The sequence below is a fragment of the Allobosea eneae genome, from assembly GCF_042657265.1.
GTDB classification, from domain to species: domain Bacteria; phylum Pseudomonadota; class Alphaproteobacteria; order Rhizobiales; family Beijerinckiaceae; genus Allobosea; species Allobosea eneae.
Window position 1 is genome coordinate 38032 of record NZ_JBHSLW010000031.1, and the last position, 14242, is coordinate 52273.

The window sequence follows — 14242 nt, forward strand, 5'->3', positions numbered from 1 at the left end:
TCGACCATGCTGATCCTGATCGGGACCTTCCTGACCCTGATGGTGCTCGGCGTGCCCGTCGCCATCTCGATGGCGGTCGCCTCGCTCGCCTTCATCCTCGTCTCCGGCACGGTGCCGGACGTGATCCTCGCCCAGCGCATGATCGCCGGCGTCGAGAGCTTCCCGCTGCTGGCGGTGCCCTTCTTCATCCTCGCCGGCAACCTGATGAACATCGCCGGCGTCACCGGCCGCATCTATTCCTTCGCCGTCGCGCTGGTCGGCTGGATGCGCGGTGGCCTCGCGCAGGTCAACATTATCGGCTCGGTGATCTTCTCCGGCATGTCCGGCACCGCGATCGCCGACGCCGCCGGCATCGGCACCATCGAGATCAAGGCGATGAAGGACCATGGCTACTCGGCCGAGGTCGCGGTCGGGGTCACCGCCGCCTCGGCGACGCTCGGGCCGATCATCCCGCCCTCCTTGCCCTTCGTCATCTACGGCATGATGGCGAACACCTCGATCGGCGCGCTCTTCCTCGGCGGCGTCATCCCCGGGGTGATGATGACGCTGTTCATGATGGTGACAGTCGCGATCTTCGCCCGCATCTACAAATGGGGCTCGGACACCAAGTTCTCGCTGCGCGAACTCGGCTCGGCCGGCGTCGAGGTGCTGGTCGTCATGGGCTTCCCGGTCCTGGCCTATGGGCTGGTCTTCGCCGGGCTCGATCCCAACCTCGCCATCGGCATCGCACTCGCGGTCCTGTTGGCGCTCGACTACTATTTCGACTTCTCGGCGGTGATGGCGCTGATGACGCCGGTCATCCTGATCGGCGGCATGACCATGGGCTGGTTCACGCCGACCGAGGCCGCCGCCGCGGCGGTGATCTGGTCGCTCTTCCTCGGCCTGGTCCGCTACCGCTCGATGACCATGCGCAGCCTGACCAAGGCGACATTCGATACGATCGAGACCACGGCCTCGGTGCTGTTCATCGTCACCGCCGCCTCGATCTTCGCCTGGCTGCTGACGGTGTCGCAGACGGCGCAGCTGCTCTCCGACCTGATCCTCGGCTTCACCCAGAACAAATGGGTGTTCCTGATCCTGGTCAACCTGCTGCTGCTCTTCATCGGCTGCTTCCTCGACACCATCGCGGCGATCACCATCGTCGTGCCGATCCTGCTGCCGATCGCGCTGAAGCTCGGCGTCGACCCGATCCATTTTGGCCTGATCCTGACGCTCAACCTGATGATCGGATTGCTGCATCCGCCGCTCGGCATGGTGTTGTTCGTGCTTTCGCGCGTCGCCAAGCTCTCGGTCGAGCGCACCACCATGGCGATCCTGCCCTGGCTGGTGCCGCTCTTCGCGGCGCTGCTCGCAATCACCTTCATCCCCGAGCTGACGCTCTGGCTGCCCCGCACCATGGGCATGATCCGATAGCTTTGCGGGGCGGACTGGCGAGATCGGCTGGCCGCCCCCATTTCCCTGTCAGGAGGTTGACAGCAGCATGCAGCCGACGGGGATCGGCCTTGCACCGAACCCTCTGTTACGCTGCCGCGAGTGATCGCCATCTTTGGTGGCGAAGGGGCACTGCCGCGAGGTGGAGCCATGCGGGCGCTGATTGCGAAGATGTTGTCCCGGTTGGTCCGGGAACCCAGAATTGACGTCGTATTCGCCGACGGATCGCTCTATTCGGCCGGGCAAGGTGCGGTGCCTGCGGTCAAGTTGCGTATCGCCGACCGCGAAACCGAGTTCAGATTGGCCCTCGATCCCGAGCTCGCGCTCGGCGAGGCGGTGATGGATGGCCGCATCATCGTCGAACGCGGCACGATCTACCAATTGCTGGAGACCCTGGTCTGCGGCCTGTCTCGCCAGCCGCCCTCGGTCTGGGCCGGGACACTGGGCCGCCTGCGCACCGCGGTGCGGCGTTTGAAGCAGCACAACACCCCGGCCTGGGCCAAGAGCAACGTCCACCACCACTACGACCTGAAGAGCGAGTTCTTCCGCCTCTTCCTCGATGCCGACCGGCAATATTCCTGCGCCTTCTTCGAGCATCCGGGTGCGACGCTCGAAGAAGCGCAGGCCGCCAAGAAGCGCCGCATTGCGGCGAAGCTGGCGCTGAAGCCGGGCCAGCGCGTGCTCGACATTGGCTCCGGCTGGGGCGGGCTCGGCCTCTCGATCGCGAAGGAGACCGGAGCGAAGGTCACCGGCATCACCCTCTCCGAGGAACAGCTCGCCGCGTCCAGCAAACGAGCCGAGGAATCGGGCCTTCCGGTCGAGTTCCGCCTGCAGGATTATCGCGCCCTGACCGAGCGTTTCGACCGCATCGTCTCGGTCGGCATGTTCGAGCATGTCGGCGTCGGCTACTACCGCGACTACTTCCGCAAGGTCCGCGACCTGCTCGAGGATGACGGCGTCGCGCTGATCCACACGATCGGCCGCAGCACCCCGCCGGGAGCGACCAATCCCTTCATCGCCAAGTACATCTTCCCCGGCGGCTATATCCCCGCTTTGTCGGAAGTCACGGCGGCGGTGGAGAAGGAGGGGCTGATCGTCACCGATGTCGAGGTGCTGCGCCTGCATTATGCCGAGACGCTGAAGGCCTGGCGCGAGCGCTTCCTCGCCCATCGCCAGGAGGCGGTGGCGATGTATGACGAACGTTTCGCCAGGATGTGGGAGTTCTATCTCGCTGCGTCCGAGGCGAGCTTCCGCCATGACGGCCTCGTCGTCTTCCAGCTCCAGCTCGCCAAGCGGCTCGGCACGCTGCCGATGACGCGCGACTACATGACCGACAAGGGCAGGGCGGCTGCTGAACCGGTCGAACGAGCGGCCTGAGCGCTTGAGATTGAGCTGCCGCGGTGCCGCCGCTAGGTTCGGACCCGGCGGGGGCCAGCGGAGGTCAAGCATGCGATCATCGGTGATGGCGCTCGCGCTAGCGGCGCAGATGTCGGCTCTTCCAGCCCTCGCCCAGGAGCGCCAGCCCCGCGACGAGTTCTTTTGGCTCGGCGAGATCAACAAGGCCACGGCCGTGATCAACACGGATGAGGGCCTGCTCGACAAGGTGTTGGCGCCGCGCATCGCCGCCGGACTGTCCAAGGTTCTGAGCGACGGTGCCAAGCCCGGCGCGAAGCGGCCTTCGACTGTGATCAGCTTCGAGCCGCTGCTGATCGCAGCTGGCGGGCAGGAGGTCACGCTGCTGCATGCCGGCCGTTCGAGCCAGGACATGCATGCGACCTACCGTGCCGCGATCCTGCGCGACGACATGCTGGCGCTCGCCGAGCAGCTCAACCGCACCACGGCGACGCTGGTCGCTCTGGCGGAGAAGCACGCCGCGACCATCGTGCCGAACTACACCAATGGCGTCGCCGCCCAGCCGAACAGCCTCGGCCACACTTTGCTCGGCCATGCCGCCGGCCTCGAACGCGATGCGCAGCGCATTCGCGAGGCCTATGCCCGGATCGACCGCTCGGCGATGGGCACGACCGTGCTCAACGGCACGAGCTGGCCGCTCAACCGCAAGCGTATGGCCGATTATCTCGGCTTCGCGGCGATCGTCGACAACGCCTATGACGCCGGCCAGATCTCCTCGGCCGAACATCCGGTCGAGGCCGGTGCGATCGTCACCAGCATCGCGCTGCATGCCGGCGCCTTCGTCGAGGACGTGATGACGCAATACGCCTTCGCGCGGCCCTGGATGCTGCTGCAGGAAGGCGACGGCAACACCTATGTCTCCAGCGCCATGCCGCAGAAGCGCAATCCCGGCCTGCTCAACACCACGCGCCAGCAGGCCTCGACCGCGCTCTCGCTCGCCATGGGGGCCGCGATCCAGGCCCACAACATCACGCCGGGGATGAGCGACCCCAAGGATGTCAGGCCCAACAGCGCGATGGTGAAGAGCGCGGTCACCGTGCTCGCCAATTGGGACCGCATCCTGAAGGGGCTGGTGATCAGCCCCGAGCGGGCGCTTGAGGAATTGAACGGCGACTGGACGGCCTCGCAGGAGCTCGCCGACCTGCTGATGCGCAAATACAGGCTGCCCTTCCGCGTCGGCCACCACTTCGCCTCCGAGGTCGTGACCCACGCCAAGGACCACGACATCAAGCCGCTCGACTTTCCTTATGCCGAGGCGAAGCGGATCTATGCCGCGGCGGTCAAGGGCACGGAGTATCCGGCGGAGCTGCCGATCAGCGAAGCCGAGTTCCGCGCTGCGCTCGACCCCGTCGCGATCGTACGCAGCCGCGCAACCGCAGGCGGCCCGCAGCCGGCCGAGATGGAGCGGATGCTGGCGGCGGCGAAGGGCAAGATCGCGGAGCAGGGTACCTGGATCAAGGAGCGGCGCGAGCGGATCGCCGACTCGCTCGGCAGGCTCGACAGGGATTTCGAGGCGCTGCGCGCCCAGGCGCAATAGCGGAAGTCTCAGCCAGGCGCCCGTCCGACATAGCGGGCTCGCGGGCGGATCAGCCGGCCGGTCTCGTTCTGCTCCAGCGCATGAGCGAGCCAGCCGGTGCAGCGCGCCGCGGCGAAGATCTGGAACGGCGCGGTCTCCGGCAATGCGAGTTTCGCCGCCAGCGCCGACAGCGCGAAGTCGATGTTCGGTTCCTCGCCCGTCAAGGCGGCGATGGCGGCCTGGGCCTGCGCATAGGCCGGCGGCGGCTCGAACGCTGCGAACAGGGCTCGCGCCCGCGGGTCGCCGTCGGGATAGAGCGGATGGCCGAAGCCGGGCAGCCTGGCGCCGGCCTCCAGCCTTGCCGCCAGCGCAGCCTCCAGCCCGTCCCGCTCGATCTCCCGCATCAGTGCCAGCACGCGCGGCGCGACACCACCATGCGAGGGCCCTGAAAGCGCCGCGAGCCCCGCCAGCGCGCAGGCGGCGAGCGAGGCGCCGGTCGAGGCGGTGACGCGGGCGGCGAAGGTCGAGGCGTTGAGCTCATGGTCCGCGAGCAGGACGAGCGCCCGCCGGATCGGCTCGGCGCCTTTTGCTTCGCAACCCCAGGCCCGGGCCAGCCGGGCATGGATCGGCCCTTCGCCCGGCCCACCGGCGATCGCGTCGACCAGCGTGTCGAGCACGGCGGCGGCTTCGAGATAGAGCGCCTTCTTGGCGCGCCCGACCATAGGCCGGTCGGTCGCGGTCCGCGCTGCGATCGTCGCGAAGACGCGCGCCAGTGGCTCGCCCGGCGGCACGATCGTCGCCAGAGGCGGGAAGCGCTGCGTGCCGCAATCCCAGAGCAGGCGCGCGACGTCTTCCAGCTTGGCGCTCTCGGCGAGGCGGGCCGCATCCTGCCCGCGATACCAGAGGCCGCCGCGCTCGATCGTGGTGATGCTCGAAGACAGGACAGGCTCGCCATAGGCGATGGCATCCTCGGCGATCGCGGCCGGACGCCGGCCGCGCGCCTTGCGATGCTCCAGCCGGGCGATGTCCTCGGCACGGTACAGGCTGCGCCTGGAATCGCCTTCGTCGCCGCGCGCTTCGATCAGCCCGCGGCTGACATAGGCGTAGAGCGTCTGCGGCTTCAGCCCGAGCCGCGTCATCGCCTCCTGTGCCGTCAGCCAGTCCTGCATCGCCCTTCCTTAGATATATTGATTATATTGTTCAAGATTGATTGTTGCAATGCGGGAGCCGATTTTCGAGCCGAACGCTTTTGAGGAGTTCCTGACATGTCCGATGGTCTCGATGACGTCGTCGCCGCCCATACCGTGCTTTCGGAAGTCGACGGCGCTGCCGGCCGCCTGGTGATCCGCGGTCACAGCCTCGCCGAGCTTGCTGGCAGCACCAGCTTCGAGGAGATGGCGGCGCTGATGTTCGATGGGCTGCTGCCCGGCCTGCCGCTGGGGCGCGAGTTCCCGGCCGCGCTCGGCAAGGCCCGCACCGATCTCTTCGGCATCGTCGAGCGCACTGCGCTCTCGGACGATCTCGGGCCGGTCGAGGCAATCCGCGCTTGGACGGCGCAGATTGCTGACGGGGAGGAGGCTGACACGGCGCTGAGGCTGCTCGCCGCGCCAGCCGTCTTCACTGCCGCCGCAGTCCGCAAGCGGCGTGGGCTCGCGCCGATCGCGCCCGATCCGGCCCTGTCGCAGGCGGCCGACACGCTGCGCATGCTGCGCGGCGAGGCGCCGACCTCCGCCCAAGCCGCGGCGCTCGACACCTATCTCGTCACCGTCGCCGATCACGGCCTCAACGCCTCGACCTTCGCGGCGCGCATCGTCGCCTCGACCCGAGCCGGGCTGGTCTCGGCGGTGCTGGCCGGGATCAGCGCGCTCAAAGGCCCGCTGCATGGCGGCGCGCCGGGGCCGGTGATCGAGATGCTCGATGCAATTGGCGAACCGGCCAATGCCCGCGCCTGGCTGGAGGATGCGTTGGGTCGCGGCGAGCGCCTGATGGGCTTTGGCCACCGCATCTACCGCGTCCGCGACCCGCGGGCCGATGCGCTGAAACAGGCGATCGCCAGGCTCGGCGCCGATGCCGGGCGCCTGCGCCATGCCGAGGCGGTCGAGCAGGCGGCGCTCGCCATCCTGCGCGAGCGCAAGCCCGGCCGTTCGCTCGAAACCAATGTCGAGTTCTACACGGCGCTGCTGCTGGAGGCGCTCGGCTTCCCGCCGGAGGCTTTCACCTGCGTCTTCGCGCTCGGCCGCACCACCGGCTGGCTCGCCCATGCCCGCGAGCAGATCGAGACCGGCCGCCTGATCCGGCCGCAATCGGTCTATGTCGGCCCGCAGCCGCGGCAGGCGGCCTGAAGGACTCGTCATGCTCGGGCTTGACTCGAGCATCTCAGGCAGGGGAGGGCTCCGGCAGGCGCCTTCTCGTCATAAGATTCTCGGGTCTGCGCTTCGCTCCGCCCGAGAATGACGCCCTAGGTCAGGCCTCGCGCGTCAGCCAGACCGCGTAGAGTTCAGCCTCACCGCCGCTCGCCACCAGCTCGACGCCTCCCGGGGCATCCAGCACCGCACTGTCGCCGGCGGAAAGCGCCGCGCCGTTCACCTGCCAGTCGCCCTTGCGGGCGACCAAGACCAGCAGGCCTTTGTTTGCGTCGAGCGAGCCTGCGCCGGAGAGACGCTCGACCCGGTGCCGCCAGCGGCCGCGCCGGCTCATCACGTTGAGATCGTCGATCGGGCCGTCGACCAGCAGCCCCTCGACCGCCCGGTCGGCGGCGAAAGCGTAGGGCGCGCTGCTGCGATCAAGCCGCATACGCTCGCCATCGCCGAAAGCTAGTGTGATGCCGGCCCCGGTCAGCACCGACAGGGTCCGGTCGATGCCCGGGAAGGACGAGAACGGTCCGTCCTGCCCGACATGGGCCATGCTGATGCGCCAGTCGAAATCATTCAGCGAGGCGCCTCCCGGCGCCACCGCGATCTCGGTCGTCGTCCCGCCGCCGTTCTTCCACGGCATGACCAGGCAGTCGGCGGCGCGGATGATGCGCATGGAACGATCCTTCGAATTCAAGCAGCCACCCTTGTCATTCCGGGGCGCCCGAAGGGCGAACCCTGAACCCACGACGGGGTGCGACGTGGTGATCAGTAAGGTTCACCCAGTCGTGGGTTCCGGGTTCTCCGCTGCGCGGAGCCCCGGAATGACACATGGGTTCAGCCCAGGATGCCGGGCAGGTTCAGCCCCTTCTCGCGGGCGCAGTCGAGCGCGATGTCGTAGCCGGCATCGGCATGGCGCATCACGCCGGTGGCCGGGTCGTTCCACAGCACGCGCGAGAGGCGGGCTGCCGCGTCATCCGTGCCGTCGGCGCAGATCACGACGCCCGAATGCTGCGAGAAGCCCATGCCGACGCCGCCGCCATGATGCAGGGAGACCCAGGTCGCACCTGACGCCGTGTTGAGCAGGGCGTTGAGCAGCGGCCAGTCGGAGACCGCGTCCGAGCCGTCCTTCATCGCTTCCGTCTCGCGGTTCGGCGACGCGACCGAGCCGGAATCGAGATGGTCGCGGCCGATCACCACCGGCGCCTTGAGTTCGCCGGTCCTGACCATCTCGTTGAAGGCGAGGCCGAGCCGGTGGCGATCGCCGAGGCCGACCCAGCATATCCGCGCCGGCACGCCCTGGAACGCGATGCGCTCGCGCGCCATGTCGAGCCAGTTGTGCAGGTGCGTGTTGTCGGGCAGCAGTTCCTTCACCTTGGCGTCGGTCTTGTAGATGTCCTCCGGGTCGCCCGAGAGGGCGGCCCAGCGGAACGGGCCGATGCCGCGGCAGAACAGCGGGCGGATATAGGCCGGCACGAAGCCGGGGAAGGCGAAGGCGTTCTCCAGCCCCTCGTCCTTGGCGACCTGGCGGATGTTGTTGCCGTAGTCGAAGGTCGGGATGCCCATGTCCTGGAAGGCGATCATCGCCTCGACATGCTCGCGCATCGAGGCGCGGGCCGCCTTCTCGACGGCCTTCGGATTGCCTTCGCGCGCCTGCCGCCACTGACCCATGGTCCAGCCCTTCGGCAGGTAGCCGTTGACCGGGTCGTGGGCCGAGGTCTGGTCGGTGACCATGTCCGGCCGGATGCCGCGGCGGACCATCTCGGGCAGGATCTCGGCGCAGTTGCCGAGCAGGCCGACCGACTTGGCCTCACCGTTCTTCGTCCAGTGCTCGATCATCGCCAGCGCCTCGTCGAGGCTCGCGGCCTTCTCGTCGAGATAGCGGGTGCGCAGGCGGAAATCGATGGAGTCCGGGTTGCACTCGACCGCGAGGCAGGAGGCGCCGGCCATCACCGCGGCGAGAGGCTGGGCGCCGCCCATGCCGCCGAGGCCGCCGGTCAGCACCCATTTGCCCTTGAGATTGCCGCCATAGTGCTGGCGCCCGGCCTCGACGAAGGTCTCGTAGGTGCCCTGCACGATGCCTTGCGTGCCGATATAGATCCAGGAGCCGGCCGTCATCTGGCCGTACATGGCGAGCCCCTTCTTATCGAGCTCGTTGAAATGGTCCCAGTTCGCCCAGTGCGGCACGAGATTGGAATTGGCGATCAGGACGCGCGGCGCATCCTTGTGCGTGCGGAACACGCCGACCGGCTTGCCGGACTGGACCAGCAGGGTCTCGTCGGCCTCGAGTTGGCGCAGGGCAGCGACGATGCGGTCGAAATCCTCCCAGGAGCGGGCGGCGCGGCCGATGCCGCCATAGACCACGAGCTCCTGCGGGTTTTCGGCGACATCCGGATGCAGGTTGTTCATCAGCATGCGCAGCGGCGCTTCGGTCAGCCAGCTCTTCGCGCTGAGCTCGGTGCCGGTGGCGGGGCGGATGACGCGGGTATTGTCCAGGCGGGTCATGGCTTGCTCCGTTCGAGCTGGGTCGCAGCGGCGAGCGCGGCGTCGATCATGGCGGAAAGGGTGGCTTGCAGGCTGGCGGCCTTGCCCGGAGCGAAGGTCCAGGGCGCAGCTTCGTCGGTGAGATAGGCTGACAGAGCGATCTCCATCTGGAGCGCGTGCACGTGTTCGGCCGGCTGGCCGTAATGCCGGGTGATCCAGCCGCCCTTGAAGCGGCCATTGACCACCTGCGTGAAGGCGCTGCCGGCCATCGCCTGCGCCGCCGCGGCTTCCACGGCAAGCGCAGCGCTCTGGCCCGAATTCGTGCCGAGATTGAGCGTCGGCAGCGTGCCGGGGAACAGGCGCGGAATCACCGACTTGATCGAATGGCAGTCCCAGAGCAGGCAGAAGCCGTGCTGCGCCTTGGCGTGTGCGATCTCGGCGGCGAGCGCGTCATGATAGGGCTGGAAATAGGCCTCGCGCCGGCGGGCGATCTCGGCCTCGTCCGGCGCGGCCTGCCAGATCGGCGCGCCGTCGAAGGTGGTGGTCGGCACCAGCTCGGTCGTCGCCTGGCCGGGATACAGCGAGACGCCGGCCGGGTCGCGGTTGAGGTCGATGACGAAGCGCGAGAGCTGCGCTTCGATGATGGTCGGCTGGAAGCGCTCGGCGAAGCCATAGAGCTGGCGCATATGCCAGTCGGTGTCCTCGACCAGTTGTCCGCGCGCATTGAGCTGCGTCGCAATCTCGGCCGGCAGGCCGGTGCCGGGATGCGGCATCGACAGGACCAGCGGCGAGGCGCCGCGCGTGACGGAGACGATGTCGGCGCTCATGCGGAGAGCTCCGCGAAGCTGTCGACGCCAGCCGCCTTGCCGAGCGCGCCCGAGAGCACGAGCCCGGTCGCGGCGGCGAGGTCGGGGGCGAGGTAGCGGTCTTCGGTCAGCGGCGCGATTCTTTCGCGGATCAGCGCCAGCACCGGCTCGAGGCGCGGTGAGGTCTTCAGTGGGCGGTGATGCTCGATCGCCTCGGCCGCGGCCATCAATTCGACCGCGATGATGCTCGCCGCATTCTTCGCCATCTCGATCAGGCGGAAGGCGCCATGCGTCGCCATCGAGACATGGTCTTCCTGATTGGCAGAGGTCGGGATGGTGTCGACCGAAGCCGGATAGGCCCGCTGCTTGTTCTCGGAGGCCAGCGCCGCGGCAGTCACCTGCGCGATCATGAAGCCGGAGTTGAGGCCGGCGTCACGGGCGAGGAAGGGCGGCAGGCCACTCATCACGGGGTCGACCAGCAGCGCGATGCGGCGTTCGGCGAGGTTGCCGATCTCGCAGATGGCCATCGCCAGCATGTCGGCGGCGAAGGCGACCGGCTCGGCGTGGAAATTGCCGCCCGAGACGATCTCGCCGGGGCCGAGCACCAGCGGATTGTCGGTGACGGCATTGGCCTCGATCGCCAGCGTCGCCGCGGCATTGCCGAGGAGATCGCGCACCGCGCCCATCACTTGCGGCTGGCAGCGCAGCGAATACGGGTCCTGGACCTTGCTATCGCCGAAGCGGTGGCTCTCGCGGATCTCGCTCTTTGCGATGAGGTCGAGCAGCAGGGCCGCGACCTTGATCTGGCCGGGCTGGCCGCGCAGCTGCTGGATGCGCGGGTCGAACGGCGTGTCGGAGCCCTTCAGCGCATCGACCGAGAGCGCGCCGGCGATCAGCGCCGCATCGAAGACGCGGGCGACGCTGGCAAGGCCGGCGAGCGCGAGGGACGCCGAGACCTGCGTGCCGTTGATCAGCGCCAGGCCTTCCTTGGCGCTGAGCGCGAGCGGCGCCTGACCGATCCGTTTCAGCGCCTCGGCTGCGGGCAGGACTTCGCCCTTCAGCCTGATCTCGCCAACGCCCATCAGAGCGGCGGTCAGGTGGGCGAGCGGGGCAAGGTCGCCGGAAGCGCCGACCGAGCCCTTGGCCGGCACGACCGGCAGCGCACCGGCCTTGAGCGCGCCGACCAGCGCCTCGACCACGACGGGGCGGACGCCCGAGGCGCCGCGCGCCAGGCTCGCCGCCTTCATCGCCAGGATCAGCGCGACCACGGAATCGGGGAGAGCAGGGCCGGTGCCGACCGCATGTGAGAGGATGAGGTTGCGTTGCAGCGTGGCGAGATCATTGTCGGCGATGCGCACGCTGGCGAGCTTGCCGAAGCCGGTATTGACACCATAGGTCACGATGCCCTTGGCGACGATGTCGTCGACGATCGCCTGGGCGCCGGCGATCGCGCCGGTCTGCGTCAGGGCGACGGTGGCGCCGTCGATGACATGGCGCCAGTCGGCGAGGCAGGCCTTGCCGGGGGTGAGCGAGAGCGTGGTCATTGTCCGTTCCGGATGCGGGTGTGAAGCGGGTTAAAGCCGATGCGGTAGGCGAGCTCGGCCGGGCGCTCGATTTCCCAGATGACGAGATCGCAGGCCTTGCCAGCCTCCAGCGTGCCGATCTCGTCCTGAAGTCCGAGGGCGAGCGCGGCGTTGCGGGTCATGCCCGCCAGCGCCTCCTCAGGCGTCAGCCGGAACAGGGTGCAGCCCATGTTCATGGTCATGAGCGGCGAGGTCAGCGGCGAAGTACCGGGATTGGCGTCGGTGGCGAGCGCGATCGGCACGCCATGCTGGCGCAGCAGCTCGATCGGCGGCTTCACGGTTTCGCGCAGGAAATAGAACGCGCCGGGCAGGACGACGGCGACCGTGCCGGCTTTGGCCATGGCGATCACCCCGGCCTCGTCAAGATGTTCGAGATGGTCGGCCGAGAGTGCGCCGAAGCCGGCCGCCAGCGCCGCGCCGCCGAGATTGGAGAGCTGCTCGGCATGGATCTTGACGGGCAAGCCCCTGGCCTTGGCCGCAGTGAAGACGCGGGCCGTCTCCTCGGGCGAGAAGGCGATGCCCTCGCAGAAGACGTCGACCGCGTCGGCGAGGTTTTGATCGGCGATGGCATCGAGCATCGGGCCGCAGACGAGGTCGATATAATCGCCCGAACGTCCCTTGAACTCGGCGGGAACCGCATGGGCGCCGAGAAAGGTGGTCTGTACGCCGACCGGGCGCTCGCGCCCGAGCCGGCGGGCGACGGTGAGCACCTTCACCTCGCTGTCGATGTCGAGCCCGTAGCCCGACTTGATCTCGACCGTGGTGACGCCCTCGGCGATCAGCGCCGAGAGGCGCTTGTCGGCGCTGGCGAAGAGCTCGTCCTCGCTCGCCGCGCGGGTCGCCTTGACTGATGAGACGATGCCGCCACCGGCGCGCGCGATCTCCTCATAGCTCGCACCCTTCAGGCGCAATTCGAACTCGTGGGCGCGGTCGCCGCCATAGACGAGATGGGTGTGGCAATCAATCAGGCCGGGCGTGATCCAGCGGCCTTCGCAGTCGGTCACCTCGGCGTTGCCGAAGCCGGGCGCGTTGCTGCGCGGGCCGGCGAAGACGATGCGGCCTTCCTGAGCGACGACGGCGCCATTCTCTATCGCGCCATAGGGCGTGCCGGTATCGGCCACCATGGTCGCGAGCCGGGCATTGGTCCACACTCGGTGGCTGGGGGAAGGGGTCGCCGCCACGTCGCTTCCTCTCGACTTCGTCCACTTTCAGATTATGCTAGACAATTGCATATGCAAATAGCAAGCTCGATTTGCATATGCAAATAAAAAGGAAAGCCGCGTGACCGGACACACGACTCTGCACCTCGCCCAGGCGCTGCTGCCCGAGGGCTTCGCCGAGAACGTCTCGCTGACGCTCGATCAAGGAGTGATCATGTCGGTCGCGGCAGGGCAGGCGGCTCCTGCGGGCGCAACGAAGCTGTCAGGCCTGGCCTTGCCCGGCCTGCCCAATCTGCACAGTCACACCTTCCAGCGCGGCATGGCGGGCCTGGCCGAGCGCCGCGGCGCCTCAGAGGATTCGTTCTGGACCTGGCGCGAGGTGATGTACCGCTTCCTCGACCGGCTGAGCCCCGACGATGTCCAGGCGATCGCGGCGCAGGCCATGGTGGAGATGCTGGAGGGTGGCTTCACTGCGCTCGCCGAGTTCCACTACCTCCATCACGACAAGGACGGTGCCGCCTATGCCGACATCGCCACCATGGGCAGCGCGATCGCGGCGGCGGCCGAGCAGACTGGCATCGGCCTGACCCTGCTGCCGGTGCTCTATCGCTACGGCAATTTCGGCAAGGCGCCGGCCGCGGCGGGACAGCGCCGCTTCCTCAACGATCGCGACGCCTATGCCCGTCTGATCGAGGGCAGCGAGAAGGCGGTCGCCGGTCTTTCCGATGCCCGCGTCGGCTTGGCGCCGCATTCGCTGCGCGCGGTGGCACTCGAGGACCTCAACTGGGTCGCGGAGCTGCGCAAGGATGTGCCCTTGCACATCCATGTCGCCGAGCAGACCCGCGAGGTCGAGGACAGCCTCGCCATCACCGGCCGGCGGCCGGTTGAATTGCTGATGCAGAACACCGCGGTGAACGAGCGCTGGTGCCTGATCCACGCCACCCATCTCAGCGATGCCGAGCGTGATGCCATGGCGCTCTCCGGCGCGGTCGCGGGCCTGTGCCCGATCACCGAGGCCAATCTCGGTGACGGCATCTTCGACGGTGTGCGCTATCGGGCAAAGGGCGGGCGCATCGGCGTCGGCAGCGATTCCAATGTCGAGATCGGCGCCGGCGGCGAGCTGCGCGTGCTCGAATATTCGCAGCGCCTGCGTGACCGGCGTCGCGCGCTCTGGGCTGAAGCTGGCGTCTCAGCCGGCCTGCGGCTCTGGACGGATGCCTGCGCCGGCGGCGCCCAGGCTTGCGGGCGCAGCATCGGCGCGATCGCCGTCGGCCGTCGCGCCGATCTCGTCACCCTCGACGCTGACCATCCCGCGATCGTCGGCAAGGCCGGCGACGTCGCGCTCGACAGCGCGATCTTCGCCGCGCCTGCCTTGCCGGTCGCGGAGGTGATCGTTGGTGGAAAGCCTGTGGTCAGCGGCGGCCGGCACATTGACCGCGCCCGCATCGCTGCCCGCTATGGCCAGGTGATCCGCAACCTCCTCGCCTGAACGACAGGG

The 14242-nt window shown here is 68.2% G+C and carries 11 protein-coding genes; 5 read left to right on the plus strand and 6 right to left on the minus strand.

Annotated elements, in window-relative coordinates; all coding sequences use genetic code 11:
- Positions 1-6: 6 nt before the first annotated feature.
- From ACFPOB_RS19025 to ACFPOB_RS19035, 3 genes are all read left to right on the plus strand, one after another.
- Positions 7-1413 carry a TRAP transporter large permease gene (locus tag ACFPOB_RS19025; RefSeq protein ID WP_377799940.1) on the plus strand — a complete coding sequence of 469 codons (1407 nt, stop codon included), beginning with the start codon at positions 7-9 and terminating at the stop codon, positions 1411-1413.
- 189 nt (positions 1414-1602) lie between these two features.
- On the plus strand, positions 1603-2808 hold the full coding sequence (locus ACFPOB_RS19030) for a class I SAM-dependent methyltransferase (RefSeq protein ID WP_465248448.1): 1206 nt from the start codon (positions 1603-1605) through the stop codon (positions 2806-2808).
- 70 nt (positions 2809-2878) lie between these two features.
- Positions 2879-4381 carry a lyase family protein gene (locus ACFPOB_RS19035; RefSeq protein WP_377799942.1) on the plus strand — a complete coding sequence of 501 codons (1503 nt, stop codon included), beginning with the start codon at positions 2879-2881 and terminating at the stop codon, positions 4379-4381.
- Between the two features lie 8 nt (positions 4382-4389).
- On the opposite strand, the gene ACFPOB_RS19040 is transcribed toward ACFPOB_RS19035, so the two are convergent.
- Positions 4390-5529: a citrate synthase family protein gene (locus tag ACFPOB_RS19040; RefSeq protein WP_377799943.1), complete on the minus strand. Its 1140-nt coding sequence runs from the start codon at positions 5527-5529 to the stop codon at positions 4390-4392.
- Between the two features lie 96 nt (positions 5530-5625).
- Between ACFPOB_RS19040 and ACFPOB_RS19045 the strand changes: the two genes are divergently transcribed.
- Positions 5626-6702, plus strand: a complete 1077-nt coding sequence (locus tag ACFPOB_RS19045) for a citrate synthase/methylcitrate synthase (protein ID WP_377799944.1) — start codon at positions 5626-5628, stop codon at positions 6700-6702.
- 121 nt (positions 6703-6823) lie between these two features.
- Here the strand turns inward: ACFPOB_RS19045 and ACFPOB_RS19050 are convergent, their stop codons facing one another.
- The 5 genes from ACFPOB_RS19050 to hutI form a co-directional block, all read right to left on the minus strand.
- Positions 6824-7387, minus strand: coding sequence for a HutD/Ves family protein (locus ACFPOB_RS19050; RefSeq protein WP_377799945.1), 564 nt, complete (start codon positions 7385-7387; stop codon positions 6824-6826).
- 161 nt (positions 7388-7548) lie between these two features.
- Positions 7549-9216, minus strand: coding sequence for a urocanate hydratase (hutU, locus tag ACFPOB_RS19055; protein ID WP_377799946.1), 1668 nt, complete (start codon positions 9214-9216; stop codon positions 7549-7551).
- Positions 9213-10022 (minus strand): N-formylglutamate deformylase, encoded by an 810-nt coding sequence (hutG, locus tag ACFPOB_RS19060; protein WP_377799947.1) that lies wholly within the window; start codon positions 10020-10022, stop codon positions 9213-9215. The genes hutU and hutG overlap by 4 nt, the downstream gene beginning before the upstream one ends.
- Positions 10019-11545, minus strand: a complete 1527-nt coding sequence (gene hutH / locus ACFPOB_RS19065) for a histidine ammonia-lyase (protein WP_377799948.1) — start codon at positions 11543-11545, stop codon at positions 10019-10021. The genes hutG and hutH overlap by 4 nt, the downstream gene beginning before the upstream one ends.
- Positions 11542-12708 carry an imidazolonepropionase gene (gene hutI / locus ACFPOB_RS19070; RefSeq protein ID WP_377799984.1) on the minus strand — a complete coding sequence of 389 codons (1167 nt, stop codon included), beginning with the start codon at positions 12706-12708 and terminating at the stop codon, positions 11542-11544. The genes hutH and hutI overlap by 4 nt, the downstream gene beginning before the upstream one ends.
- A 157-nt stretch (positions 12709-12865) precedes the next feature.
- On the opposite strand from hutI, the gene ACFPOB_RS19075 reads away from it, so the two are divergent.
- The gene (locus ACFPOB_RS19075; protein WP_377799949.1) at positions 12866-14233 is read left to right on the plus strand and encodes a formimidoylglutamate deiminase; all 1368 of its coding nucleotides are present in this window, start codon (positions 12866-12868) and stop codon (positions 14231-14233) included.
- The last annotated feature ends 9 nt before the right edge of the window (positions 14234-14242 follow it).